Below are 24419 nucleotides of genomic sequence, written 5' to 3'. Positions count from 1 at the left end.
GCGTGTTCAGGCGTGCTCGGCGTGCGAGTGGGTCTCCGTCTCCGCCTCGCGGCCGCCGAACATCAGGTAGACGCTGGCGGTGATGAGCACGACGTTCAGGAGCGCCACGGCGACGAACAGTTCCATGCGATCGAGCAGGAACACCGCCGCCGAGGGGAGCGCGAGCAGCGAGACGACGGCGAGGGCGGCCGGACTAATGCGCATACGTGAACGGTGTGACCTGACCGACTAAAGAGCGCGCACTTCGTCCCAGAGTCTGGGAACGAGCGGCGGGCTAGCCGTACCGGACCCAGAGTTTCGGCAGGTCACCGGGCGAGAGGCGGACGTCGACGCTGGCGACGGTCCGCTGGTACCGGTGGGCGGGGTTCCCGCCGGTCGGGGTCTGCTCCACCTCGCGGACGAGGCCGGCGTCGAGCAGTCGGTTCAACTTCCGGTACAGGGTCGAGGAGGGCAGGGACAGGTCGTCGCGGAGTTCGGCGGCCGTCCGTGGTGACTCCGTGGCGATCAGCAGTCGCCGACAGGTGTCGTCGGCGAGCGCGTCGAACACCACGGTCGGGTCGCCGTCGAACTCCTCGACGGCCCCCTCCTCCTGGACGAGTGTCGTCTCGAGGGAGTCCATGGGAGAACTCTGTCACCGGGTGGGACGACTACAGCGTTCATTCCCAGTAACTGGGAACGTGTTGCCCATTTTTTCTCCTCTTGTTCCGGGTGACCGGACATGGACTCTCGAAAATCCGGAGCCGTGACGGTGATTGCCACCGCTCACTGGCGGAGGTGGCGACCGTGACGGAGCGCCGGTCGGGCGAACCGACCGGACGGACCGGCCCGACGAGGCGGGCCTTCCTCGGCGGCACCGTGGCTGCAGCGGGGCTGGCCGCCGCGGGAACCGCGAGCGCACAGGAGGACGGCGTCGACTTCGGCGGCTGGTTCGACGACGTCGACAACTACGACGGCGTCGTCGACGCGCGCGGCCAGAGCGAGGTCACCGTCGACGTCGGCGCGCAGGGCAACGGTGGCGCGTTCGCGTTCGGCCCGGCCGCCATCCGCGTCGACCCCGGCACCACCGTCGTCTTCGAGTGGACCGGCGAGGGCGGTCAACACAACGTCCTCACCGAGGAGGGCGTCTCGCTCGAATCGGAGCTGACCGCCGAGGCTGGCTTCACCTTCGAACACACCTTCGAGGAGGAGGGTATCACGACGTACTACTGCGCACCCCACCGCTCGCTCGGGATGAAGGGTGCCGTCGTCGTCGGCGACCAGGGAGCCGGTCCCGTCCAGCTGGGTGAACCCGACTACGGCGACTGGTTCTCGGACGTCGACAACTACGACGGGACCGTCGACCTGCGGGGACAGAGCGAGGTCACCGTCGACGTCGGCGCGCAGGGCAACGGTGGCGCGTTCGCGTTCGGCCCGGCCGCCATCCGCGTCGACCCCGGCACCACCGTCGTCTTCGAGTGGACCGGCGAGGGCGGTCAACACAACGTCCTCACCGAGGAGGGTGAGGAACTCGGCTCGGAACTGACCGCCGAGGCCGGCTTCACCTTCGAACACACCTTCGAGGAGGAGGGTGTGACGACCTACTACTGCCAACCACACCGCGCGCTCGGCATGAAGGGTGCCGTCGCCGTCGGGAACGTCGGTGGCCCCGCGGCCGAGGAGGGAGGTGTCGACGAGGCGTTCGCCAACCGCGTGTTCGGCGCGTTCGGCGCGGTCCTCGGACTGATGACCCTCCCGGTCGTCGCCGGTCTGCTCTACGTCTACGCCAACCGCCGGTCCTACCGGGCCCCGGAGGCGGACCCGGCGACCGAGACCGGCTTCGAGACGTCGGCACACGAACTGACGCACGACGAGTACGACCCGGTGGGCACGGCGACGCTCATCGCGGGGTACTTCCTCATCCTCGTGGTGATGTGGGTGTTCATGTACTTCGTCGAGTTCCTGAACAACGGTCCTACCGTCATCGGCTGATATACAATGGAGATACACAGATTCGAGAAAGCGTGGCTCGGCTTCGCACTGCTGCTCATCGTCGGCCTCATCGCCACCATCACCTACGGCGCCGTCGGCCCCGGTGTGGCGATGATCAGCGACAGTGGCGGCACCATCGACTCGAGCGCGCTCGGCGAGCACGAACAGTTCTCCGACCCCGGCGTCCGCCAGGTCGGAGAGAACGAGTACGACGTCTACGTCGTCGCCCAGCAGTTCATCTTCCGACCGGGGACGAACGAACCCATCACGCTCCCGGCCGACAGCACCGTGACGTTCCACGTCGCCTCGGCCGACGTCATCCACGGGTTCAGCATCACCGGGACGAACGTGAACACGATGGCCATCCCCGGACAGGTCTCGAAGATCACCGTCGAGTTCGACGACCCGCAGACCTACGGGCTGGTCTGTCACGAGTACTGCGGGGCCGCCCACCACGAGATGGCCGGCACCATCGAGGTGGTGCCCCAGTCCGAGTTCTCCATCGAGGGGACCGATAGCGGCGTCGCGGACCTGACCGACGAGGACGCCGACGCCGACGGGGGTGAGAACTGATGGCGTACGCCGACGAGACTCCGACGCGAACCGGGACCGAGACCGCCACGGACACCGAGGGGCGACTGGCGTTCGTCGAGCGCTACCCCTTCGAGTCGCGGATGGTCCGCTACTGCTTCGCGGTGGCGTTCCTCGCACTCGGCGCGGGCGGTCTGTTCGGCGTCATCCAGGCGCTCCACCGGACCGGCATCTACCGCGGCTTCATCGCCAACCAGGACTACTACACCATCCTCACCGGCCACGGCGTGCTCCTGGTGCTGGTGTTCACGACGTTCTTCATCGCCGGGTTGTTCCTCTGGGCGGTGACCGACAGCCTCGATACGCCCGTCGCCAGCGAGTGGACGACGAAGCTCTGGTTCCGCCTGATGCTGCTCGGGACGCTCCTGGCGGGTACCGCCATCCTCGGCGGGCTGACGGACCTCGTCCCGGTGAGTGCGGACGTGCTGTTCACGTTCTACGCACCACTGGCGGCCCACCCCATCTTCTACATCGGGGCGGCGCTCATCATCGTCGGCTCGTGGGTCGCCGGCATCAACTACTTCCGGACGTTCTTCTCGTGGCGGCAGGACAACGCCGACGCGCGCATCCCGCTCCGGACGTTCATGGTGCTGGTGACGATGCTGATGTGGTTCATCGCCACGATGGGTGTCGCCGTCGAGGTGGTGTTCTTCCTCATCCCGTGGTCGCTGGGGCTCATCTCGCAGGTCGACCCGCTGCTGACCCGGACGCTGTTCTGGTTCTTCGGCCACCCGGTCGTCTACTTCTGGCTGATGCCGGCGTACCTCGTCTGGTACACCATCCTGCCGAAACTGGCCGGCGGGCGGCTGTTCAGCGACGGACTGGCACGCATCGTGTTCGTGCTGTTCCTGTTGCTGTCGACCCCGGTCGGCTTCCACCACCAGTACGTCGACCCCGGCATCCCGGAGGGCTTCAAGTTCGTCGCGATGACGAACACGATGTTCCTCCTGCTGCCGTCGCTGCTGACGGCGTTCACCGTCGTCGCCAGCATCGAGCACGGCGCGCGCCAGCGCGGCGGGACCGGCCTGCTCGGCTGGCTGAAGGCGCTGCCGTGGGACAACCCGGCGTTCTCGGCGAGTGCGCTCGCCGGCCTGATGTTCGCCGCCGGCGGCTTCTCCGGCATGATCAACGCCGGCATGAACATCAACTACCTCGTCCACAACACGCTCTGGGTGCCCGGCCACTTCCACCTCACCGTGGGGACCGCGGCGGCCCTGACGTTCATGGGCATCTCCTACTGGCTGGTGCCGCAGGTGACCGGCCGGCCGCTCGGCCTGCGCTCGTGGGCCTCGGCCCAGCCGTTCGTCTGGTTCATCGGGATGGTGCTGATGTCGAACGCGATGCACCGCGCCGGCCTCGCGGGCGTCCCGCGCCGGACCGCCGTCCCGCAGTACGAGGGGTTCGAGTACGTCTCGGCCTACGGGAGCTACGCCGAGATGCGCATCCAGATCGCACTGGGAGGCGTCCTGCTGTTCGTCTCGCTGCTGATGTTCCTCGCGGTGATGTGGGACACCTACATGAACCCGAAGGGCGGGCGGCTGACGGTCAACAGCGAACTGCCCGCGGCGCTCTCGGGGCCCGAAGCGAGCCCGAAGGTGCTCGACAACCTCTGGCTCTGGGCCGGCATCGCGGTGCTGCTGGTCGTCCTCGCGTACGGCCTGCCGCTGGCGAGTCTCGTCGGCGACGGCCTGTTCGACCCCGGTAGCGCGCCCGTCCCGGCGTGGCTCGCCGGGCTACTCGGCTAGCGCGTCGTCGAAGCCCCACTCCTCGGCGCGCCGTTCGGCCTCTTCTCGCGCGTTCTCGCGTATCGCCTCGACCTTCCGTTCGTCCTCGAGGAACGCCAGGACGGCCGAGTCCGTCTCGGGTGCCTCCTCGGTCGCCAGCCGCCGGGCGCGGGCGGCCAGTTCGGGCGCACCGGCGAGTCGCTCGGCCGGCATCCCCGGCGGCACGCGGAACTCGGCCGCACCGTCGGCGTCGGGGAGCGCCGCCGCGTCGACGGCGTGGAGTTCCGCGCGACAGGGCCCCGGCCCCGCGAGTTTCGCCAGCGCCGCCGCCCCGCCCGCCCCGGAGTCGGGGTGGTACGCCATCGTCGGGACGCCGTCGCGGAAGACCAGCAGGCCGCGGCCGCCACCGCCGAGCAGCGCGTCGCGCGGTTCGAGCGCGGCGTACCCCGTCAGGCTCGTGTCCAGCGCCTCGCGGAGCACCGCGCTGGCGTCGCACTGCACGCGCGAGCGGACCAGTCGCCCCGGCGGGACGTCCATCGTCACGGCGGCTGGGGGATGACGGCGTGGCGGAACCGGTCGGCCACCGCGTCGGAGTCGCCCGCTCGGACGTCGAGGGCTCGCGCGGCGTCCCGGAACGCGCGGGCGGCGTCGCTCTCGGGGGCGTGTTCGAGCAGGGGGAGGCCGGCCCGGCGAGCGCCACGGGCGGCGTCGCTCTCGGGGACGGCGGCGAGCGTCGGTCCCTCGAAGTACTCGCCCGCGCGGTCGGCGATACGCTCGATGGGTTCGTCCTCGCGCACGCGGTTGAAGACGACACCCGCCGTCCCCGTCCCGTAGGAGGTGGCGTACTCCTGGACCTTCAGGCCGTCCGAGAGCGCCGGGATCGTGGGCTGGAGGACGACCACCACGCGGTCGGCGAGGACGACCGGCAGCACCGCGGACTTCGACCCGAGGGCGGCCGGGGAGTCGAGCAGGAGTACGTCGGTGTCGCTCGCGAGGTCCGCCACCGCGGCGCGCAGGCGCTCGGGGTCGGCCGCCTCGAACGCCGCGAGGCTGGTCCCGCAGGGGACGACCCGCATCCCGAACCGGTCGTAGGTCGCCTCGCGGACCGCGGCCCCGCCCTCGATGAGCACGTCGTGGAGTGTCGTCTCCACGTCGTCCAGTCCCGCGTGGAACAGCAGGTTCGCCATCCCCGTGTCCGCGTCGATGACCGTCACGTCGTAGTCCGTCGCTAACGCCATCCCGAGCGCGAGCGTACTCGTCGTCTTCCCGGTGCCGCCCTTGCCGCTGGCGACGGCGAGCGCCTCAACCATCTCTTAATTCGTCGTGCCGCCCACCCGAATTTAAACCTTGGGCGCCTAACGCTGGCAACCCTTGCCGGAACTCTCAGGAACAATCGTGTAGGTTTATGTAGTGGCGCGCTGTGGAACCCGATGAACAATGATGATGGATGAGATCGAACCCATGGTCCCGATGATGCCGCGCGAACTCCGAACCGACGGGGGCGACGCCGTGGCCGTGCGGCGCGCTCGTGGCCGCAAGACGTTCGACGACCCGGAGTTCGACGCGCCGATGGTCCCCGACCTCCGATAACGCCAGCGCCTTCTCGTGTTCACCAGCTCCCGAGCGACGCGTCGCGCGGCCGCTCCGGGTGGACGGTGTCGGTTCGACGCGAAACGGTGGTGGGTGGCGCCTACGGCTCCAGTTCCGTCTCGTGCTTGAGGGTGGAGCGGTCCACCTCGTCGACGCTCGCACAGCCGGCCAGCCCCATCGTGAGGTCCAGCTCCGCGAGGAAGTTCTCCAGCACGTGCCGGACCCCGCGTTCGCCGGCCATCGCCAGCCCGTAGGCCCACGGCCGGCCGAGGAAGACGCTGTCCGCACCGAGCGCGAGCGCCTTGAACGCGTCCTTCGCGCGCCGCACGCCCGAGTCGAAGAAGACGGGCACCTCGCCGTCCACCTCCTCCACGATGGCCGGGAGCGCCTCGATGGCCGAGATGGAGCCGTCGACCTGTCGGCCGCCGTGTGTGGAGACGTCCACCGCGGCCGCCCCGTGTTCGATGGCGAGGCGCGCGTCCTCGGGGTGTAGGACGCCCTTGATTATCACGGGCAGGTCGGTGTTCTCGAAGACGAACTCCAGGTCGTCCCACTGGAGCGACGAGTCACCGAAGATGTCGAGGAAGTAGTCGACGGCCGCCGAGGGGTCCTCCTCGGGCGTCTCGTCGAGCGCCGCGCGGAACTCGGGGTCCGAGAAGTAGTTCGCGACGCCCTCACCCGCCATGAACGGGTAGTACCCGCGCGCGACCAGTCGCTCGCGCCACCCGAGCGTCGGCGCGTCGACGGTGAGGACGATGGCGTCGTAGCCCGCCGCCTCAGCGCGGTCGAGGAACGACTTCGCTATGTCGTGGTTCGAGGACCAGTAGAACTGGAACCACTTCGGCGTGTCACCCAGCTCCTCGGCCACCTCCTCCATCGGCGTCGAGGAGAGCGACGAGAGGATGAACGGGACGTTCAGGTCCGACGCCGCCCGCGCGGTGGCGTGTTCGGCGTCGTCGTGGAGCAGCGTCTGCACCCCCAGCGGGGTCACCAGCAGCGGCCAGTCGTACTCCTCGCCGAGGAACTCGACCGAGAGGTCGCGCTCGGCCACCCCACGCAGCATCCGCGGGACGATGCGCCACTTCGAGAAGTCCTTGTTCCGCTCGAACGTCTCCTCGCCCCCGGACCCCCCGTGGACGTACGCGCGGCCCTCCTCGCTCATGTTCTCCCACGCCGCCTCGCGGATGTCCTCGAACGAAACCGGCAGGTCCGGCGCCTCGCCCTCCAGCATCCCCTTCCGGTAGATCTCCTTCAGTTTCCGGTTCCCGATGTTCTCGTGGACCGTCTCCGGGTCACTCATGTCCCGGCCTGTGCGTGGGGTGTTCATAGGTCTGGCCGTACCGGAGGGCCGTGCCCGCTTCGGGACCGAGCGGCCCGCCTCGGCTCGTCTACGAGGGGCTCGGGGCGTCCTCGGACTCCGGAAGTCGGCGACTAACGCTCCGTTTCTCGAGATAGTTTCTTGTGTCTCCACCCGAACCCACGGACGTATGACCGGGGCGTGCGCCGCCTGTGGCGCCGACGACGAACTCCTGTTCACCTGTCGGCACTGCGAGCGGCGGTTCTGCCAGCGCCACGAACTCCCCCACCACACCTGCGAGCAATTCCGGAGCGGGGGGCACACGCCCGAACCCTCGGCAGACGAGAGCCCGGCCGAGTCGTCGACACGGACCACGGCCGGCCCGACGAGCGCCACGCGTCGGGGGGACCAGTCGCCCGAGCGCACGCCTTCCCCCGAGGCGACGGTGGCCGCCGACGGACCGGTCGGGACCGAGGAGCCGGTCGGGCCGATGGACTCGGAGCGGGCCGTCGGCGTGGTCTCACCCGCCTCCTCCCCCCGGAGTCTGGGCGAGTGGCTCGGGCACCAGACCTACCTGACGTTCCTGTTCAAGATCGGTGGCCTGGCGCTGCTCCTCAACGTCGCCTTCTACGGGGGGGTGGCGCTCACCCTCTACGACCCGTTCGGCCTGCTCTAGTCCTCCTCTGTCTCGTCTCTCTCGTCCGCTGCCTCGTCGTCACCCGCCGGTCGGTCGGCCGCCGCGTCGGCGAAGACGCGCCCGTAGGGCGTCCACCCGGCCACCTCGGGTAGCGACTCGAACGCCCGGTCGGCGCGTTCGAACGCGGCCGCCAGGTCCGCCCCGTCGACGTCCTCCCCCCGAGCGTTCGCGCGGCACGCCTCGTAGAGGTCCTCGACGGCGTCGCGGTAGTCGTCGGTCCGCTCGATGGCACGGAGCACCTCGAGCACCGCCTCGGGCGAGTCCGCCGGGACGGTACCGTCGTAGTCGTCGGCCTCCGCCGACTCGTCCGGGTCGCTCACCAGTCGGACGACGGGTGTGGTCGGGTCGCAGTAGACGCCGCTCCGGACCGTCTCGCGGACCGCCGACGCCGAGGCCGAGGCCCCGACCACGACGGCCGAACAGTCCGGGAGAGCCTCCCGGACCGCCGCGAGCGACGTGGCCCGGCGGACCTCGCGGTCGGCCCCCACGGTGGCGACCACGGTGTCGAGGGGACCCCCTTCTACGGCTGCGCCAACGATGAGGACCGTCACGGTTCGGGGGTCGTCGTCGTGTCTAATAGGCGTTGTTCCCGAGCGGCGCCCCCCTCGCCGTGTTCTGTCGTCCGCCAGTGATACGTTGATATCCGCTCGTCGCCTCCGCTTCCGTCGGTATGCACCCACACGTCTACACGTTCGTCGGTATCCCCGGTGGGCCGGAACTGCTGGTCATCCTCCTGCTGGTGGTGCTCCTGTTCGGCGCCGACCGCCTCCCGAAACTCGCCCGCTCGTCCGGGCAGGCGATGGGTGAGTTCGAGAAGGGCCGCGAGGCCGTGGAGGCGGAGATCCGGGCCGCGCGGGCGGAGACACTCGATGGCGAGGACGAGGCGGACGACGTCGAGTCGGCGCCGACCGACGAGGCCGAGGTCGAGTCCGACCCCGGCACGGCCCGACCCGCCTGAACCGTACGTAAAGCCACTGACACGCCGACTCACGCTATAGTTATCTCCGTTCCGACCGTTCCTAGCTCCGATTATGTACCTGTACGACCAGCCCATCTACATCCTGAGCGAGAACACCCGCCGGACCTCCGGGCGGGACGCCCAGCGGTGGAACATCCTCGCCGGTCGCGCCGTATCCAGCGCCGTCCGCACCACCCTCGGGCCGAAGGGGATGGACAAGATGCTCGTCGACGCGAGTGGGAACGTCGTCGTGACGAACGACGGGGCGACCATCCTCACCGAGATGGACGTCGAACACCCCGCCGCCCAGATGATGGTCGAGGTCGCCGAGACACAGGAGGCCGAGACGGGCGACGGCACCACCACCGCCGTCGTCCTCGCCGGTGAACTCCTCTCGCGCGCCGAGGACCTCCTCGAGAACGACGTCCACCCGACCGTCGTCGCCAACGGCTACCGGTTCGCCGCCGCCGAGGCCCGGTCCATCCTCGAGGGGATGGCGACGCCCGCCGACGAGGGGCGCGTCCTCGAGGCCGCCCGGACCGCGATGACGGGCAAGGGACCCGAGGCCGCGAAGGAGCACCTCGCCGACCTCGTGTTCCGGGCGGTCGAGGCCGTGCGTGACGCCGACGGCGAGGTCGACCTCGAGAACGTCGCTATCGAGACGGTCGTCGGCGCCAGCGTCGACGACGCCAGCCTCGTCGAGGGCGTGGTCCTCTCGAAAGAGCGGATGCGCGAGACGATGCCCCGACGCGTCGGGGACGCCCGCGTCGCCCTCGTCGACGCCCCCGTCGAGGTCCGCGGGACGGAGGTCGACGCCCACGTCGACCTCTCGACGACCGAGCAACTGGAGGCGTTCCTCGCCCACGAGGAGTCCGAACTCCGCGCGATGGCCGCCGCGGTCACCGACGCCGGCGCGAACGTGCTGGTCACCCGCAAGAAGGTCGACGACCTCGTCGCGGGCTTCCTCGCGAAGGCCGGCGTGTTCGTCGTCCAGCGCGCGAAGGACGGCGAGATGCGGGCGCTCGCCCGCGCGACCGGTGCCAAGCGCGTCTCTAGCGTGAGCGACCTCACCCCCGAGGACCTCGGCGCGGCCGGCCTCGTCGAGGAACGCGACGTCGGCGACGACACGTTCGTCTTCGTCGAGGAGTGTGCCGAACCCGCCAGCGTCACCATCCTCCTGCGCGGTGGCACCGAGCACGTCGTTGGCGAGGTCGAGCGGGCCGTCGAGGACGCCCTCGGCGTGGTCCGGGTCGCGATGCGCGACGACCTCGTCCTGCCCGGTGGCGGCGCCCCCGAGGTCGAACTGGCACGCGGGCTCCGCGAGTTCGCGAGCGGCGTCGCCGGGCGCGAGCAACTCGCGGTCGAGGCGTTCGCCGACGCCGTCGAGGTCATCCCCCGCACGCTGGCCGAGAACGCCGGCCTCGACCCCATCGACAGCGTCGTCGCGCTCCGGGCCGCCCACGAGCGCGGCGAGACCGCCGCCGGTCTCGACGCCTACACCGGCGAGGTCAGCGACATGTACGACCTCGAGGTGGTCGAGCCGCTCGCCGTGAAGCTACAGGCGGTCGAGGGGGCGACGGAGTGCGTCGAACTGCTGCTGCGCATCGACGACGTGGTCGCCGCTCGCGCCAGCGGTGGCTCGGCGCCCGAGGCCTTCTAGAACGAGCCCGCCTTCCGGCGGTGTCCGAAGGGGATAGTGTGCCTCCCGTCGGGGGCGTGTGACCCCCACCACGAGGGGAGGAGCGTGTGTCCCCGATCCTCCACCAGAATCGCGTGACGGCTCCGTAATAGGCTTTGTCCGTTCGTGTCTTACTCGCGTCTTGCGACCGTCCTATCGCGTCCGCTCTTCGTCTGACTGTGAGACGCTACCGGCCCGCGAATCTCACTCGATGTCCTGCCCGTCCGTGGTGGCGAACGCGCGGGCGAGGTGGGCCTCGGCCTTCCGGAGGCGGTAGGAGAGCGTCGAACGTGGGATGCCGAGGTGCGCGGCGATCTCGTCGAGGGTGGCGGCGCGCGGCGACTCGTAGTACCCCGCCTTCACCGCCGCCCGGACCGCGCGGCGCTGTTCCTCGGGCAGGTCGCCGGGGTCGGCCTGCTCGCGCCACATCGTCGCGTCGCGTATCGCCCCCATCCGGAACGTGACCCCCTCGCGCAGTCTGTCGACGAGTTCGTCGTGGAACTCGCCGACCGTCTCGCCCGGCCGGAGGAGCAGCCGCCAGTGCTGGCTGTCACCCTGCCGGACCGTCTCGACGACGACCCCCGGCTGGAACCGCTGGGCGATGAGGCCGTGGACGGTCTGCCCGCCGGGGTCCTGGACGAACGAGTAGAAGACGCGGCGGCGAGCCGCACGCTCGATGACGTCGTGGTGGATGGTGAGGGCGGCGTCGACGTCGAGTTGTGCGGCCGAGACGTCGTCCTCGGTACGGAGTCCCTCGAGCCCCTCGAGCGCGTCGGCGGGACCGGTCGCGCGCGCGAGCCGCCAGTACCAGCCGTTCGCGGGCGCGTTCAGCGACCGCACGAGCAGGTCCTCGTGCTCCACGAAGAGCCCCGCCAACCCGTCGACCCACGGCTCGTACTGGAGGTCGAAGGTGAACTCCCGCATGGCACCGACTCAGACGGCCTGTGGTAAAGCCGTTTCCCGTGGTCGACCCATCTGCCTGGGAGACGTGAACGCGACTCACCCGTCGGCCGGCGGCCGGTCGAACCACGCCGGGAGCGCCGACAGCGGCGTCTCGCCCACGTCGACGAACCGGCCGCCGACCTCGGTGACGCCGCCGTCGGTCGCCGGGTCGTCGCCGACGTGGACCAGATCCGCCGGGGATACCCCGAGGCGCTCGGCGACGGACTCGAACGCCGCGGGGTGGGGTTTCCGCCAGCCACAGCCCACGCTCGTGACCGTCACGTCGAACGCGCCCCGGAGGTCGGCGCGCAGGAGTGTCCGGCGGACGACCTCCGGCGCCGAGCAGTTCGACAGCACGCCGACCGGGCCGTGCTCGGCGGCGGCCGCGACGGCCTCGTGCGCGCCCTCGCGGACCGTCACCTCGGGGTCGAAGGCCGCCACGACCGCTCGGCGGGCCGCGTTCCCTCGCGGGACGACGCCGCGCGAGCGCAGGGCGGCCGCGACGTGTGCCGGGAGCGGGACCTCGGCGCCCTCGGGGGCGTCGACGTGGACCTCACGGTAGGCTGCGGCCCAGTCGTCGGGGATGGTCACGTCGCGGGCGGCGAGTTCCGCGGCTACCGCCGCGGCGGGGTCGGCCGGCCGGGTGGCCACGACGAGGGTACCGAACAGGTCGAAGGTGACGGCACGCTGCACAGCCGACAGGGGGGTGAGGGACACTAAAACCGTACGGTGGCGGGTGGGGGCACCGTCCACCCGCGCAGCGTCCGCGCCCAGGTGTCGCCGGCGTCTCGCGGTCGGGGGCCGTCGTCACGGTCCCCGAGCGGGGGTGACGACTGGTGGTACATAAATCAATCGGCGAGACGAGTCGCGTGCCGCCCGTCGGACGACGCCACGGCGTTTATGACGCCGGACGGGTTACGTGCGGAAGATGAGGCAGACGCGGGTCCTCCACGTCGACGACGATGCGGCGTTGCTGGACCTCGCAGCGGCGTTCCTCGACCAACACGGCCTGTCGGTGACGACGGCCGAGTCGGCCGCCGAGGGACTCCGGTTGCTCGAGACGGAGTCGTTCGACTGCGTCGTGAGCGACTACCAGATGCCGGAGATGGACGGCCTCGAGTTCCTCCAGGAGGTCAGGACGCGCTCCCCGGACCTCCCGTTCGTGCTGTTCACGGGCGAGGGGAGCGAGGAGATCGCCAGCGACGCCATCGCCGCCGGCGTCACCGACTACCTCCGCAAGGAACGGGGCACCCCCCAGTTCGAGGTGCTCGCCAACCGGGTCGAGCGGGCGGTGGCCGAACGTCGCACCGAACACAGGCTCGACGCGAACGAGCGGATGCTCCGCGCGCTCGTCGAGGACCTCCCCGGGCTCGTCTACCGGACCCGCGTCGAGGACGACCGGACCGAGAGTCTCGAGGGACGGGTCGAGTCCCTCACCGGGTTCCCGCCCGACCGGTTCACCGACGGCGAGATGACGTGGCGTGACCTCGTCCACGAGGACGACACGGAGTGGGTGACCGAGGCCGTCGGTGACGCCCTCGAGGCCGCCGAACCGTTCGAGTTGCGCTACCGCATCCGCACCGGGACCGGCGAGATCCGTCAGGTGTCGAACTACGGCCGCGGGGTGCCGCTGGACGACCCGACGGCCGTCGAGGGGTTCATCGTCCCGGCGGGGGAGACGGTCGACGAGCAGTCGCGGTTGCGGGCGCTCCACGACTCCACCCGCGAACTGGTCGGCGCACGAAGCGTGGCGGCAGTGGCCCGCGCGACGGCCGACGCCACCCGCGAGGTGCTCGGCTACCCCATCACCGGCGTCCGCATCTGCGACACGGCCCGCGAGGTGCTCGTCCCGCTGGCGACCACCGACGAGACCCAGAACCACCTCGGCGAGCGGCCGGTGTACGACGTGACCGACGACGCGACCGAGGGTGGGGCCGACGGCTACCCCGCGCTGGCGTTCCGGACCGGCGAGCCGGTGTACGTCCAGGACACCCGGACGGACGGCCGCGCGACGAGCCCCGCCGAGCCCGTCCGCTCGGCGCTCTACTACCCGCTGGGGAGCCACGGCACGCTCAGCATCGGCGCGCTGAGCCCCGACGCGTTCAGCGAGACCGACCGCCAGCTCGCGGCGGTCCTCGCGGGGAACGCCGGGGTCGCGCTGGACCGGGCGGTCCGCGAGAGCGACCTGGAGGCAGAGCGCGACCGTCTCGCCGCGCTGTTCGAGAACATCCCCGACCCCACCGTCCGGGTCCGCTACGACGGGGACGAACCGGTCGTCGAGGCGGTGAATCCGGCGTTCGAGGAGACGTTCGGCTACGAGGAGGCACGGCTCCTTGGGCAGTCGCTCGACCAGTTCATCGTCCCCCCCAGCGACCGCGCGGCGGCCGCCGAGTACAACGACCGCATCCTGGAGGGCGAGGGACTCCACGGCGAGGTCCGGCGCGTCACCGCCGACGGCCTCCGGGACTTCATCCTCCACGTCGTCCCCTACCGACGCGGCGTCGTCGTCGGCGAGGACGAGGACGCCACGGTCGGGTACGCCATCTACACAGACATCACCGAGCGCAAGGAGCGAGAGCGGGAGCTGGAGCGACAGAACGAGCGCCTCGAGGAGTTCGCGGGCGTCGTCAGCCACGACCTGCGCAACCCGCTGAACGTCGCCGAGGGACGGCTGGAACTCGCCCGCGAGACGGGTGCGGACGAGCACTTCGACGCCGTCGAGCGTTCACACGAGCGGATGCGCGGTCTCATCGAGGGGCTACTCGAACTCGCGCGGCAGGGCCGGCGACTGGGCGAGACCGGTGCGGTCTCGCTCGGCGACGCCGCCGAGGTGGCGTGGGGCAGCGTCGAGGGGGCGGGGGCCGAACTCGTCCTCGACGGGCCGCTCCCGACGGTGGTGGCCGACCGCGACCGGCTCTCGCAGTTGCTGGAGAACCTCCTCTCGAACGCGGTCGAACACGGCTCCACGAGCCACGACGCCGGCGACACCCTGACGGTCACGGTCGGCGCGCTCGCCGACGGCGACGGGTTCTACGTCGCCGACGACGGCGTCGGCATCCGCTTCGAGGACCGCGACCAGGTGTTCGACTCCGGCTTCACCACCGCCGATGGGGGGACCGGGTTCGGCCTCGCTATCGTCCGCTCCATCGCCGAGGCCCACGGCTGGACCGTCTCGGTCACCGAGAGCGACGACGGCGGCGCCCGCTTCGAGTTCACGGGCGTCGAGCGGGCCGACTGACCCCCGACGGACGTTCGTCTACATAGTTCTCTGTTTTCGATGTACGTCGGCAGTTCACTCCGGATATCGGGAGAAGAACGCCTTAGTAGCGCGCGGTGCTCCTGACGTTCAACAGATGTCACGGGACGGTGCGGCGACGACGGGGGCGGGAGCGGCGGCCGAGTCGACGGTCGACCTCTCGGACCCGTCGCTCTATCTCAATCGCGAACTCTCCGAACTGGCGTTCCAGCGGCGGGTCCTGAACGAGGCGCTGGACGAGCGCAACCCGCTGCTCGAACGGGTCCGCTTTCTCGCCATCTTCACCCGGAACATGGACGAGTTCTTCATGAAGCGGGTGGGTGGACTGAAACAGCAGATACAGGCCGGCGTCACCGAGCGGACGCCGGACGGACGCACGCCGCGAGAGCAGTGGACGGAGGTGCTCGCGACGGCCCGGCCGATGTTCGAGGCCCAGTCCGACTGCTGGGCGGTGGTCGACGACCTGCTCGCCGAGGCGGGTATCGAGGTGGTGGGGGACTACGAGGCGCTGACGGCCGACGAGCGGGACCGGATGCGCTCGTACTTCGAGTCGTCGGTCCTGCCGACGCTGACGCCGCTGGCGTTCGACCCCGCCCACCCGTTCCCGTTCATCTCGAATCGGTCGCTCTCGCTGGCGGTGCTGACGCGCGGCCCCGACGAGGAGGAGGCGACGTTCACGCGGGTGAAGATCCCGCAGAACCGGCCCCGACTGGTCGAACTCGAGCCCGGTCGCTACGTCCGTCTCGAGGAGGTGATGCGCGCGAACCTCGACCTGCTGTTCCCGAACGTGGAGGTGGTGGACACGGCGCTGTTCAGGCTGACGCGGAACGCCGAGGTACGCCGGCAGGAGGAGGTGGCCGAGGACCTCATCGAGATGATCCGGGAGGTGCTCGAACAGCGGCGGTTCGCCACCGTCGTCCGCCTCGAGGTGAGCGAGGACGCCCCCGAGGCGGTGGTGGGCCTGCTGACGGAGCAACTGGAACTCGAGGAGCGGGAGGTGTACCGGCTGGCCGGGCCGCTCGACTACCGGCCGCTGGAGGAGCTGACCGACCTCGACCGGCCGGAGCTGTCGCTGCCGTCGTGGACGCCACAGCCACACCCGCGGCTGGAGCGGTCGACGGGGCACGCCCTCGCCGGCGCGGGCGACGAGGACCCCGTCTCCGTGTTCGAGGAGATACGCCGTGACGACGTGTTGCTCCACCACCCCTACCACTCGTTCGAGGCCACGTTCCAGCGGTTCCTCGACGAGGCCGCGAGCGACCCGGACGTGCTGGCCATCAAGGCGGCCATCTACCGGACCGCCAGCGACTCGAAGGTCATCGAGTCGCTCATCGAGGCCGCCGAGAACGGCAAGCAGGTGGCGGTGATGGTCGAGTTGAAGGCCCGCTTCGACGAGGAGAACAACCTCGACTGGGTCCGCACGCTGGAGGAGGAGGGCATCCACGTCGCATACGGCACCGTCGGCCTGAAGACCCACACCAAGACGGCGCTCGTCGTCCGCGACGAACCCGACGGCGTCCAGCTCTACTCCCACGTCGGCACCGGCAACTACCACTCCGGGACCGCGAAGGGGTACGTCGACCTCGGCCTGCTGACCGCGGACCGTGACGTCGGCGACGACCTCGTGAAGGTGTTCAACTTCTTCACCGGGCCGTCGCTCGACGAGTCGTTCCGGAAACTGCTCATCGCGCCGGTCACGATGCGCGAGGAGTTCACCCGCTACGTCCAGCGCGAGGCCGAGCACGCCCGCGCGGGCCGCGACGCACGCATCGTCGTCAAGGTGAACGGGCTGGAGGATCCCGAGATGGTGGCCGAACTCTACCGCGCCTCGATGGCCGGCGTCGACGTCGACCTGATCGTACGCGACATCTGTCGGCTCCGGCCGGGCCTCGAGGGCGTCAGCGAGAACGTCCGGGTCCACAGCGTCGTCGGGCGGTTCCTCGAACACTCCCGCATCTACTACTTCGAGAACGCGGGGGACCCCGAGTACTACCTCGGGAGCGCCGACTGGATGACCCGGAACCTCGACAAGCGCGTCGAGGCCGTGGCCCCCGTCGAGGACCCGGAGATACGCGAGCAACTCCGGTTCAACCTCGAACTCGTCCTCGCCGACAACCGCCGACGCTGGGTGATGGACAGTGACGGCGAGTACGAACAGGTCCGCCCCGACGAGGACGAGCGGGTCGTCGACACGCAAGCGGTGCTGATGGACCGTACGTGGGCGGCTCTCGAGGCGGAGGGGGAGCACCGTGGCATCGTCCCCGACCACCCCGACGTGGGCCGCGAACTGCTCGTCGAGCCGCGGCCGGACGCCGAGGACGACGGTGACACCGACGAGCGCCGCGACGAGGTCGCCGCGGCCGACCCGTTCGACCGGTTCGCCGACCGGTGGTACGTCCCCGACAGCGAGCGCTACGACTACACCGTCCGGACGCCGGAGGGCGGCCGGCGCTACTTCGTGACACGAGATGGCGCACGAGACGCGCTGACACGGTTCTACGGCTGAGAGGGCGGGGATGACGGCCTGTCAGGCCGATGATTTATACGTCGCGCGCCGTTCGTCTCGGCAGAGTGTCGGGGATGGGGAGTGCGAACGGCAGAGATGGTGAGTCGGCGGTGGAGCGGGAACGTCGGGTACTGCGGGCGCTGCACGGCGCGACGCGCGACCTGATGAGTGCCACCGACGAGCGGTGCATCGCGTCGCGGGCCGTCGACGCCGCGAGCGAGGTACTGGGGTTCGAAGGCACGGGCGTCCGGCTACACGACGCCGACCGCGACCACCTCGTGAGCGCCAGCGTCGGCGGGGAGGCGTCGACGGGCCTCGACGGTCGCCCGCCGTTCCCCGTCGACGACAGCCCGCACGGCGAGGCGTTCCGCACCGGCGAGACGGTGCTCCACGAGGTCGCGCCAGACAGCCCGTACGGCCTCGACGCCTTCGAACACACGATGTACGTCCCCCTCGGGGACCACGGCGTCCTGAGCGTCGGCCGTCGGACCGGGCAGTTCACCCGCGAGGAGGTGACGAGGGCGGAGCTACTGGGCCGGAACGTCACCGCCGCGCTGGACCGGGCCGAGCGCGAGCGCCGGTTGCGAGAGCGCGAGCGCCGACTCGAACGCGAGCGAGGGCGCCTCGACGAGTTCGCGGGCGTCGTCAGCCACGACCTCCGGAACCCGCTCGGCGTCGCCATCGGCCGTGTCGAACTCGCCCGCGAACTGGCGACCGACGAGGTGGACGAACACCTCGCGGCCGTCGAACGCGCCCACGACCGGATGGACGAGCGCATCGAGGAGGTACTGGCGCTCGCACGTGAGGGCCGCGTCGTCGGCGAACCGCGACCCGTCGACCTCGCGGGGGCCGCTCGCGCGGCGTGGCGTGCCGTCGGCGACGCGGGCGACCGGGCCACGCTCGTCGGTGCCGACCGCCTGCCCACCGTCGAGGGGGACGGCGAACGGCTCCGTGCGCTCTTCGAGAACCTGTTCCGGAACGCACTGGACCACGCCCGCGGGGACGGGGACCCGCTGACGGTCACGGTCGGCCCGTTCGCCGACGGCGACGGGTTCTACGTCGCCGACGACGGGGCTGGTATCCCGTCGGAGCGGCGCGAGACGGTGTTCCGCTCGGGGGTGACCACCCGCGAGGACGGGACGGGGTTCGGCCTCGCCATCGTCCGCTCCATCGCCGAGGCCCACGGCTGGACCGTCTCGGTCACCGAGAGCGACGACGGCGGCGCCCGCTTCGAGGTGCGCGAGGCGAGCACCGCGGCGTGAGGCCCCGCGACTGGCACACGCCAACGTGACGGCTACCACCGACGCGAGCGTGCGTGGCGCATGGAACTGACCGTCTTCGAGATACACCTGGACGACGTCGCGCTGGCACTGAGTGGTGGCGAGCGCGAGGCGATAGCGAGCACGGAACCCGTGACGCCCGAGCCGGAGCCGTCGCGAACGGGCGTGCCTCGTGCCGTCCTCGCGCTGGTCCCCGTCTTCGTCGCGCTGGGCGTCGCGGCGGGGTTCCTCGCGGCCCGACGGTTCGGCGCCGACCGACCGCCGGCCGTCGACGAGACGAGCGTCGACGTGGAGCTGACGACCGAGGCCCAGTAGCCGAGCCGGACACAGGTTTCACGTCGGGGAGGGGCGTAGTGAACTCGATGACCGACGGCGAGCGCTCGGCCCCGGCGATCGAGACCCGTGGGCTGACCAAGCGCTACGGCGACGTGACCGCACTCTCAGCGCTCGACCTGACGGTCCCCCGCGGAGAACTCTACGGCTTCCTCGGGCCGAACGGGGCCGGCAAGTCGACGACCATCAACGTCCTCACCGGGCAACTGGAACCCGACGAGGGGAGCGCTCGCGTGGCGGGTATCGACCCCGTGGCGAACCCCGTGCAGGCCCGCGCGGCGGTCGGTATCCTCCCGGAGAACGGTCGGCCGCCCTCGTTCCTCACCGTCCGCGAGTACTTCGAGTTCGCGGGGGCGACCCGCGGCCTCTCGGACGAACGGGTCGCCGAGGCCGTCGACGCCTGGGCCGACCGACTGGAGTTCCGCCACAAGCTCGACACCCTCTGTACGGACCTCTCGCAGGGCGAACGCCAGAAGGTGCTCGTCACGCAGGCGTTCATCCACGAACCCGAGGTGGTGTTCATCGACGAGCCGCTGACGAACCTCGACCCGATAATGCAGGAGCGGGTCAAGCGGTTCTTCCGCACCTACCGCGAGGCCGGCAACACGCTCTTCCTGTCGACGCACTTCATCGGCACCGCCGAGGAGGTCTGTACCCGGGTGGGCATCATCAACCGCGGGCGCCTGTTGGCGGAGATACGCCCGAGCGAACTCGACGGCGACAGCCTGCTCGACCGCTTCTTCGAGACGGTCGACGCCGACAGCGGCGAGGGCGCGGCTGTCGAGTCGGGGCTGGCGGCCGACCCGGCCGCGCCGGGCGCCGACTCGGCCGCAGGGGAGGTCGAGGCCGCGAGCGAGGACTGACCCGTGGCGCTCTCCTACCGCTACCTGTTCAGCAAGCTCGTCCTCGAGGAGTGGCGCCTCCACACCACCCTGTTCGGCGGGGCGCGCTTCGCCGCGTTCCCGCTGTTCGTCGCCCTGTTCGCCGCCGGCACGGCGACGTTCTTCGCGCTCGGCGGGGCCGACGACGGCCTCCTCGTCTCGGGCCTGCACCTCGTCGTCGGCCTGCTCGGGTTGCAGGTGGGGACCGTCGGCCTCGTCGGCCGCGACGCCATCGAGGACCTGCTGGGCGACACGACGCTGCTCATCTACTCGGCGCGCACGCTCCCCGTCTCCTTCGAGCGGCTCGTCGTGGCGTTCGTCCTCAAGGACGTGCTCTACTACCAGTTCCTGTTCGTCCTGCCGCTGGTCGTCGGTGCCGTCCCCCTCGTGGTGCTGGGTGACCTCGCGCTCGCACGGCTCCCCGTCCTCTTCGTGACGACGGCGGGGATGTTCGCGCTCGGCGTGGGTGGGTCGCTCGCGCTCGTCGGCGTCTACACCCGCTCGCGGCTGGCGGCGCTCGCCGTCGTCGGTGCCGTCGTGGGGGGCCTCCTCCTGCGCGGCGCGACGGTGCTCTCGGTGACGCCCTACCAGCTGTGGCTCCGGCCCACCCCGCTCGCCGTGGCCGGGAGCGTCCTCCTCCCCGTCGCGTTCACCGCCCTCGGCAGTGCGCTGTTCAGTTTCGACCGGCGGAGCGCCACCCGGACCGCCCGCGACCGCTTCCGCGTGCTCCACCGCCGGTTCGGCCGCTTCGACGGTCAGGGAACCCTCTCGAAGTCGGTGCTCGACGTGATGCGCTCGTCGGGCGGGCTCTGGAAGCTCGTCTTCTCGCAGGGGCTCGTCTTCGGCGTCCTCGCGGTGCTCCTGACGTTCCTGCCGGACGTGGTCCCCGTCCGTCCCGCCCCCGGCCTCACCGTCGCCACCATCCTCTCGCTCGGTACGTTCACCACCTACAACTGGCTGTTCTCCTTCGAGGACGAGACGTTCTACCTCCGCTACCCGGTGTCGCTGGAGACGGTGTTCCGCTCGAAACTGCTGGCGTTCTGCCTGCTGGCGCTCCCGGTGGGCCTCGCGTACCTCGCACTCGGTGGCTACCTGTTCGGTCTGCGCTCGATGCTCGTCGGCGTCGCGGTGTTCGTCCCGCTCTCGCTCTACGTCTTCGGCGTCACGGGCTACCTCGCCGGCTTCGCGCCGACGGACCTCCTGTTCGACACGCCGACGTTCGCGCTGTTCACCGCGGCGATGATGGCCGTCCTCGTCCCGCTCGTCGTCGCGGCCATCGCGCTCCCGCTGGCACCGCTCGCGCTCTCGGCCGGGAGCGTCGTTCTCTCCCTGCTCGCGGGGGGCGTCGGCCTCTACCTCTACGCGCGGGCCGGGGCGAGGTGGGCGGCGGCGGCGCGCGCGGCCTGACCGATCAGGCCGTCGAGGTGTCTCTCACCTCGACGCCGTCGAACACCAGTCGAAGGCCCCCGTCGGCACCCGTCTCGGCCGCCACCGTCCACCCGTGGTTGTGCACCACCTCGGTGACGATGGCGAGGCCCAGCCCCAGCCCCCCGTCACCGGAGACCCCGTACTCGAAGATTCGTTCCCGGTCCGACGCCAGGACACCGGCACCGTCGTCGACGACGTAGAACCCGTCCGCGCCCGAGAGCGCTCCGACCTCGACCGTGACCGACGTGTCCACCCCCTCGGAGCCGTGTTCGACGGAGTTACGGAAGCAGTTCTCCAGCAGCGTCCGCAGGCTGCGCGGGTCGGCCACCACGGTGGGTGTCTCGGGCGCGACGCGCAACCGCGCGGTCCCCGTCTCCACCGTCGTCCAGGCCTCGCGGGCGACCTCCTCGAGGACGAGCCACGTCGGGTCGAGCGTCGCGTCGCCCTCGCGGCTGAGCGCGAGGACGCTGTCGACGAGGTCGTCCGCCCGCGAGAGCGCCTCGCGGATGCGCCGCGTCTCCGCTCGCGGCCCCCCGAGGTCCGTCTCCAGGACGTCGACGGTCCCCCGTGCGACGGCGAGCGGGTTCCGCAGGTCGTGGCTCAACGTCGAGGCGAATCGGTCGAGACGCTCGTTCTGCCGTTCGAGTTCGTTGGCACGGCGGTTCCGCTCGGTCACGTCGAGGGTGAGGACCATCACCTGGTCGATCCCGGCCGGTCCCCGGATGGGGACGAGGCTGGCCTCGAACTCCCGGCCGTCGTAGGAGAACTCGAAGCTCCGCTCCTCCCCGTCGAACGCCGCCTCGTACTCCTCGGCGACGGCCGCGAGATACTCGGGGGAGTGGACCTCCTCGAACGGCCGGCCGGCCACGTCGTCGACGTCCAGGTCGACCAGTTCGAACACGCGGCCCGCCGCCAGTGCGTAGGTCAGGTCGCGGTCGACGAGGGCGACACCACCGTCGGGGACGTGCTCCGCGAGCGTCCGGTACTGGCGCTCGCGCCGGACGAGTTCGCGCTCCTGCCGACGTGCCTGGGTGCGGTCACGAGCGATACCCAGCACCGTCGGTCCGTCGGGACCGTCGAGTCGCCGACCGGTCATCTCCACCTCGAGCACCTCGCCGTCGGCGTCGAGGAGTCGCACCTCGTATCGAGGGGGCGGGTCCTCGCCCAGCAACCGCGCGGTCACGCGCTCGTCGACGAGTGCCCGGTCCTCGGGGTGGACGAGCGACCGGAGTTCCATCGACAGCAGCGTCTCTCGGTCGTAGCCGGTCAGTTCGCAGGCCGCCTCGTTGGCGTAGCGGAGTCCCGCTGGGCCGTAGATGACGACCGAGAGCCCACTCTCCTCGACCACCGACCGGTACCGCTGTTCGCTCTCGGTGAGGCGTCTCTCGGCCTCGTGGTGCTCGACCGCCCGGCGGACCCGGTGGGCCAGCACCGCGAAGTGGTCGGGGACGGTCGCCTTCTGGAGGTAGTCGGTGACGCCGGCGGCGATGGCGTCGCTGGCGATCTCCTCGCTCCCTTTCCCCGTGAACAGCACGAACGGGAGGTCCGGGGAGCGCGCCCTGACCTCCTGGAGGAACTCGAGGCCGTCCATCTCCGGCATCTGGTAGTCGCTCACGACGCAGTCGACGTCGTGTGCCGCGAGGTACGCGAGCGCCGCCGTCGGGGCCGTCTCCGTGTGGACGTCGAACCCACCCAGCCGGTCCAGATTGGCACCGGCGAGCGCCGCGAAGCCCGGCTCGTCGTCCACGTGGAGGAGTCGAATCGGGAGGGGTGCCCCCGCCATACGCTGACCACCGTCGTTCGGGGAGATAACGCTACCCCGTCGTTCAGTCCCGTGGACACGACAGAGAGGAGGTGAGCGGACCGTTCAGGACTGGACGAGCCGCACCAGCCGGTCGTCACCCTCACGGGGGAACTGGTCGCCCGAGGCCCGCCCGTCACGGTTGGAGGTGATGGCGAACACGTTGCCGTCCGGCCCCTGACCCACGCACCGGACGCGGCCGAGCTCGTTCACGAACAGTTTGTGCGAGGTCGCGGTGAAACGGGTGTCGTACCAGCCCTCGAACCGACGGGCGTGCTCGTCGTCGACGGGGGGTAACTCGGCGTCACGGGGCGAGAGCGTGACGGCGTTGACGTGCTGCCCCCGGAGCGCCCCGACGAGCAGCCGGTTCTGCAGCGCGGGCACCTGCTCGCCGGTGTAGAACACCGACCCGGTCGGTGCCCACGTCTCGTTGCCCGTGTTGACCACGGGCCGGTGGTAGTCGCTGGCCTCGTACTGCTCCTGCGTGCGAGCCTCCGGCCAGCCGTAGTCGTCGCCCGCCGACAGGAGGTTCACCTCGTCCTTCGCGTTCGGACCGTGCTCGGTGACGACGGGCGTGCCGTCCGGGAGCCACGTGATGCCCTGCGGGTTCCGGTGGCCGACGGTGAACACCCGCCGGTCGCCGTCGCCGCCCCAGTCGGGGTTCTCGGGCGCCGGCTCGCCGTCCGGGCGCAGGCGGAGTACCTTCCCGGCGAACGACGACGGGTCGCCCGCGTCGTCCGGGAGGCCGCCGTCGCCACACGTCACCCAGAGGTAGCCACGCGGGCCGAACGCGATGCGCCCGCCGTTGTGGAACTGGTTGCCGGGGATGCCGTCGACGATGGTCTCCTCGGTCCCCGTGATGTCGTCGGCGGTCACGTCGTAGCGCACGACGCGGTTGGTCTCCCCGTTCGGGGCGTCCTGGTCGCGGTAGGTGTAGTAGGCGTAGACGTACGGCTGACCGGGGTACGCGGGGTGGACGGACATCCCGAGCAGGCCGTCCTCGCCGCCCGTGGACCACCAGCCACCCTCGTCGCCGGGGTCGATGGCCGAGGCGTCGACGACGGCCTCGGGTTCGGCGACGACCTCCGTCACGCCGTCCTCGATGCGGAGGATGCGTCCGATCCGCTCGGACAGGAACAGTTCGCCGTTGGGCGCGAACGCGAAGTCCCACGGCACCTTCAACTTCTCCACCACCGTCTCCGTCTCGACACCCTGCAGGGGCGAGGTGGTCGGAGCCTCCCAGTCCGGGTCGTACTGCTCCCACGCCTCCAGCCCCTGCGTGGGCCGGGGAGAGGGAGAGGTGGTAGGCGTTCGCGTGTCGCTTCCGGGCAGGACGCTCGTACAGCCGGCGAGACCGGCCGTCCCTGTCGCACCGAGCGCCGCGAGCAGTCGTCGGCGCCGGCGGTTCGGGCGGTCGGAGGGCTCCGGTGTGTCGTCCGGTGACATCTGTTACGTCCGGTTCAGGACTACCCCGGTGTAAGTTTGCTGT

At 70.6% G+C, this 24419-nt stretch carries 23 protein-coding genes; 13 read left to right on the top strand and 10 right to left on the bottom strand.

Annotated features, from left to right (window positions below):
- Positions 1–6: 6 nt before the first annotated feature.
- Positions 7–204 carry a DUF8131 family protein gene (locus tag N0B31_RS19215; protein ID WP_260593226.1) on the bottom strand — a complete coding sequence of 66 codons (198 nt, stop codon included), beginning with the start codon at positions 202–204 and terminating at the stop codon, positions 7–9.
- Between the two features lie 70 nt (positions 205–274).
- The gene (locus N0B31_RS19210) at positions 275–619 is read right to left on the bottom strand and encodes a winged helix-turn-helix domain-containing protein (protein ID WP_260593225.1); all 345 of its coding nucleotides are present in this window, start codon (positions 617–619) and stop codon (positions 275–277) included.
- 164 nt (positions 620–783) lie between these two features.
- Between N0B31_RS19210 and N0B31_RS19205 the strand changes: the two genes are divergently transcribed.
- From N0B31_RS19205 to N0B31_RS19195, 3 genes are all read left to right on the top strand, one after another.
- Positions 784–1968, top strand: coding sequence for a halocyanin domain-containing protein (locus tag N0B31_RS19205; protein ID WP_260593224.1), 1185 nt, complete (start codon positions 784–786; stop codon positions 1966–1968).
- Between the two features lie 6 nt (positions 1969–1974).
- Complete coding sequence (locus N0B31_RS19200; RefSeq protein ID WP_260593223.1) at positions 1975–2541, top strand: cytochrome c oxidase subunit II; 567 nt, start codon at positions 1975–1977, stop codon at positions 2539–2541.
- Positions 2542–2642: 101 nt separating this feature from the next.
- Complete coding sequence (locus N0B31_RS19195) at positions 2643–4304, top strand: b(o/a)3-type cytochrome-c oxidase subunit 1 (protein WP_368389257.1); 1662 nt, start codon at positions 2643–2645, stop codon at positions 4302–4304.
- On the opposite strand, the gene N0B31_RS19190 is transcribed toward N0B31_RS19195, so the two are convergent.
- A complete protein-coding gene (locus N0B31_RS19190; protein WP_260644026.1) occupies positions 4293–4820 on the bottom strand; it encodes a DUF8054 family protein in 528 nt (175 codons plus the stop codon). The two genes, N0B31_RS19195 and N0B31_RS19190, sit on opposite strands and share 12 nt — an antisense overlap.
- A gap of 2 nt (positions 4821–4822) precedes the next feature.
- Positions 4823–5593 carry a nucleotide-binding protein gene (locus N0B31_RS19185; protein WP_260593222.1) on the bottom strand — a complete coding sequence of 257 codons (771 nt, stop codon included), beginning with the start codon at positions 5591–5593 and terminating at the stop codon, positions 4823–4825.
- Between the two features lie 127 nt (positions 5594–5720).
- Here N0B31_RS19185 and N0B31_RS19180 point away from each other — a divergent pair, with 127 nt between their 5' ends.
- A complete protein-coding gene (locus N0B31_RS19180) occupies positions 5721–5873 on the top strand; it encodes a hypothetical protein (RefSeq protein WP_260593221.1) in 153 nt (50 codons plus the stop codon).
- A 100-nt stretch (positions 5874–5973) separates the two neighbouring features.
- Here N0B31_RS19180 and N0B31_RS19175 read toward each other — a convergent pair whose 3' ends face one another.
- Positions 5974–7173, bottom strand: coding sequence for a lactate 2-monooxygenase (locus N0B31_RS19175; RefSeq protein ID WP_260593220.1), 1200 nt, complete (start codon positions 7171–7173; stop codon positions 5974–5976).
- Between the two features lie 187 nt (positions 7174–7360).
- Between N0B31_RS19175 and N0B31_RS19170 the strand changes: the two genes are divergently transcribed.
- Positions 7361–7846: an AN1-type zinc finger protein gene (locus N0B31_RS19170; RefSeq protein ID WP_260593219.1), complete on the top strand. Its 486-nt coding sequence runs from the start codon at positions 7361–7363 to the stop codon at positions 7844–7846.
- Here N0B31_RS19170 and N0B31_RS19165 read toward each other — a convergent pair.
- Positions 7843–8418, bottom strand: a complete 576-nt coding sequence (locus N0B31_RS19165) for a hypothetical protein (RefSeq protein WP_260593218.1) — start codon at positions 8416–8418, stop codon at positions 7843–7845. The two genes, N0B31_RS19170 and N0B31_RS19165, sit on opposite strands and share 4 nt — an antisense overlap.
- Positions 8419–8537: 119 nt before the next feature.
- On the opposite strand from N0B31_RS19165, the gene tatA reads away from it, so the two are divergent.
- Both tatA and thsA read left to right on the top strand, forming a co-directional pair.
- The gene (gene tatA, locus N0B31_RS19160) at positions 8538–8825 is read left to right on the top strand and encodes a twin-arginine translocase TatA/TatE family subunit (RefSeq protein ID WP_260593217.1); all 288 of its coding nucleotides are present in this window, start codon (positions 8538–8540) and stop codon (positions 8823–8825) included.
- 73 nt (positions 8826–8898) lie between these two features.
- A complete protein-coding gene (thsA, locus tag N0B31_RS19155) occupies positions 8899–10485 on the top strand; it encodes a thermosome subunit alpha (RefSeq protein ID WP_260593216.1) in 1587 nt (528 codons plus the stop codon).
- Between the two features lie 222 nt (positions 10486–10707).
- Here thsA and N0B31_RS19150 read toward each other — a convergent pair whose 3' ends face one another.
- Both N0B31_RS19150 and N0B31_RS19145 read right to left on the bottom strand, forming a co-directional pair.
- A complete protein-coding gene (locus N0B31_RS19150; protein ID WP_260593215.1) occupies positions 10708–11427 on the bottom strand; it encodes a helix-turn-helix domain-containing protein in 720 nt (239 codons plus the stop codon).
- A 75-nt stretch (positions 11428–11502) separates the two neighbouring features.
- Positions 11503–12138: an HAD family hydrolase gene (locus tag N0B31_RS19145; RefSeq protein WP_260593214.1), complete on the bottom strand. Its 636-nt coding sequence runs from the start codon at positions 12136–12138 to the stop codon at positions 11503–11505.
- Between the two features lie 235 nt (positions 12139–12373).
- Here N0B31_RS19145 and N0B31_RS19140 point away from each other — a divergent pair, with 235 nt between their 5' ends.
- From N0B31_RS19140 to N0B31_RS19115, 6 genes are all read left to right on the top strand, one after another.
- Complete coding sequence (locus tag N0B31_RS19140) at positions 12374–14683, top strand: response regulator (protein ID WP_260593213.1); 2310 nt, start codon at positions 12374–12376, stop codon at positions 14681–14683.
- Positions 14684–14798: 115 nt separating this feature from the next.
- Entirely contained in the window at positions 14799–17207 is a 2409-nt protein-coding gene (gene ppk1, locus N0B31_RS19135; RefSeq protein ID WP_260593212.1) for a polyphosphate kinase 1, read from the top strand.
- A gap of 110 nt (positions 17208–17317) precedes the next feature.
- Positions 17318–18469, top strand: coding sequence for a sensor histidine kinase (locus tag N0B31_RS19130; RefSeq protein ID WP_260593211.1), 1152 nt, complete (start codon positions 17318–17320; stop codon positions 18467–18469).
- A 60-nt stretch (positions 18470–18529) separates the two neighbouring features.
- Positions 18530–18802 (top strand): hypothetical protein, encoded by a 273-nt coding sequence (locus tag N0B31_RS19125; protein ID WP_260593210.1) that lies wholly within the window; start codon positions 18530–18532, stop codon positions 18800–18802.
- Between the two features lie 47 nt (positions 18803–18849).
- Positions 18850–19683 (top strand): ABC transporter ATP-binding protein, encoded by an 834-nt coding sequence (locus tag N0B31_RS19120; protein WP_260593209.1) that lies wholly within the window; start codon positions 18850–18852, stop codon positions 19681–19683.
- A gap of 3 nt (positions 19684–19686) precedes the next feature.
- Positions 19687–21108: a hypothetical protein gene (locus N0B31_RS19115; protein ID WP_260593208.1), complete on the top strand. Its 1422-nt coding sequence runs from the start codon at positions 19687–19689 to the stop codon at positions 21106–21108.
- Positions 21109–21112: 4 nt separating this feature from the next.
- Here N0B31_RS19115 and N0B31_RS19110 read toward each other — a convergent pair whose 3' ends face one another.
- Together N0B31_RS19110 and N0B31_RS19105 are read right to left on the bottom strand one after the other, a co-directional pair.
- Complete coding sequence (locus tag N0B31_RS19110; RefSeq protein WP_260593207.1) at positions 21113–22912, bottom strand: PAS domain S-box protein; 1800 nt, start codon at positions 22910–22912, stop codon at positions 21113–21115.
- A gap of 84 nt (positions 22913–22996) precedes the next feature.
- Positions 22997–24376 carry a PQQ-dependent sugar dehydrogenase gene (locus N0B31_RS19105; RefSeq protein ID WP_260593206.1) on the bottom strand — a complete coding sequence of 460 codons (1380 nt, stop codon included), beginning with the start codon at positions 24374–24376 and terminating at the stop codon, positions 22997–22999.
- Positions 24377–24419 lie beyond the last annotated feature (43 nt).

The organism is Salinirubellus salinus, assembly GCF_025231485.1.
In the GTDB taxonomy this organism is placed as follows: Archaea; Halobacteriota; Halobacteria; order Halobacteriales; family Haloarculaceae; genus Salinirubellus; species Salinirubellus salinus.
The sequence above is the reverse complement of the archived record's forward strand: the minus strand, read 5'-3'. Positions and strand labels throughout refer to the sequence as shown.

Excerpts from the sequence above, each read along its gene's own strand:
- thsA (WP_260593216.1), top strand. The coding sequence starts at position 8,899 with ATGTACCTGTACGACCAGCCCATCTACATCCTGAGCGAGAACACCCGC.
- N0B31_RS19195 (WP_368389257.1), top strand. The coding sequence starts at position 2,643 with ATGGTCCGCTACTGCTTCGCGGTGGCGTTCCTCGCACTCGGCGCGGGC.
- N0B31_RS19120 (WP_260593209.1), top strand. The coding sequence starts at position 18,850 with ATGACCGACGGCGAGCGCTCGGCCCCGGCGATCGAGACCCGTGGGCTG.
- N0B31_RS19110 (WP_260593207.1), bottom strand. The coding sequence starts at position 22,912 with ATGGCGGGGGCACCCCTCCCGATTCGACTCCTCCACGTGGACGACGAG.
- N0B31_RS19180 (WP_260593221.1), top strand. The coding sequence starts at position 5,721 with ATGATGATGGATGAGATCGAACCCATGGTCCCGATGATGCCGCGCGAA.
- N0B31_RS19175 (WP_260593220.1), bottom strand. The coding sequence starts at position 7,173 with ATGAGTGACCCGGAGACGGTCCACGAGAACATCGGGAACCGGAAACTG.
- tatA (WP_260593217.1), top strand. The coding sequence starts at position 8,538 with ATGCACCCACACGTCTACACGTTCGTCGGTATCCCCGGTGGGCCGGAA.
- N0B31_RS19190 (WP_260644026.1), bottom strand. The coding sequence starts at position 4,820 with ATGGACGTCCCGCCGGGGCGACTGGTCCGCTCGCGCGTGCAGTGCGAC.
- N0B31_RS19140 (WP_260593213.1), top strand. The coding sequence starts at position 12,374 with ATGAGGCAGACGCGGGTCCTCCACGTCGACGACGATGCGGCGTTGCTG.
- ppk1 (WP_260593212.1), top strand. The coding sequence starts at position 14,799 with ATGTCACGGGACGGTGCGGCGACGACGGGGGCGGGAGCGGCGGCCGAG.
- N0B31_RS19105 (WP_260593206.1), bottom strand. The coding sequence starts at position 24,376 with ATGTCACCGGACGACACACCGGAGCCCTCCGACCGCCCGAACCGCCGG.
- N0B31_RS19125 (WP_260593210.1), top strand. The coding sequence starts at position 18,530 with ATGGAACTGACCGTCTTCGAGATACACCTGGACGACGTCGCGCTGGCA.
- N0B31_RS19170 (WP_260593219.1), top strand. The coding sequence starts at position 7,361 with ATGACCGGGGCGTGCGCCGCCTGTGGCGCCGACGACGAACTCCTGTTC.
- N0B31_RS19210 (WP_260593225.1), bottom strand. The coding sequence starts at position 619 with ATGGACTCCCTCGAGACGACACTCGTCCAGGAGGAGGGGGCCGTCGAG.
- N0B31_RS19215 (WP_260593226.1), bottom strand. The coding sequence starts at position 204 with ATGCGCATTAGTCCGGCCGCCCTCGCCGTCGTCTCGCTGCTCGCGCTC.
- N0B31_RS19150 (WP_260593215.1), bottom strand. The coding sequence starts at position 11,427 with ATGCGGGAGTTCACCTTCGACCTCCAGTACGAGCCGTGGGTCGACGGG.
- N0B31_RS19185 (WP_260593222.1), bottom strand. The coding sequence starts at position 5,593 with ATGGTTGAGGCGCTCGCCGTCGCCAGCGGCAAGGGCGGCACCGGGAAG.
- N0B31_RS19200 (WP_260593223.1), top strand. The coding sequence starts at position 1,975 with ATGGAGATACACAGATTCGAGAAAGCGTGGCTCGGCTTCGCACTGCTG.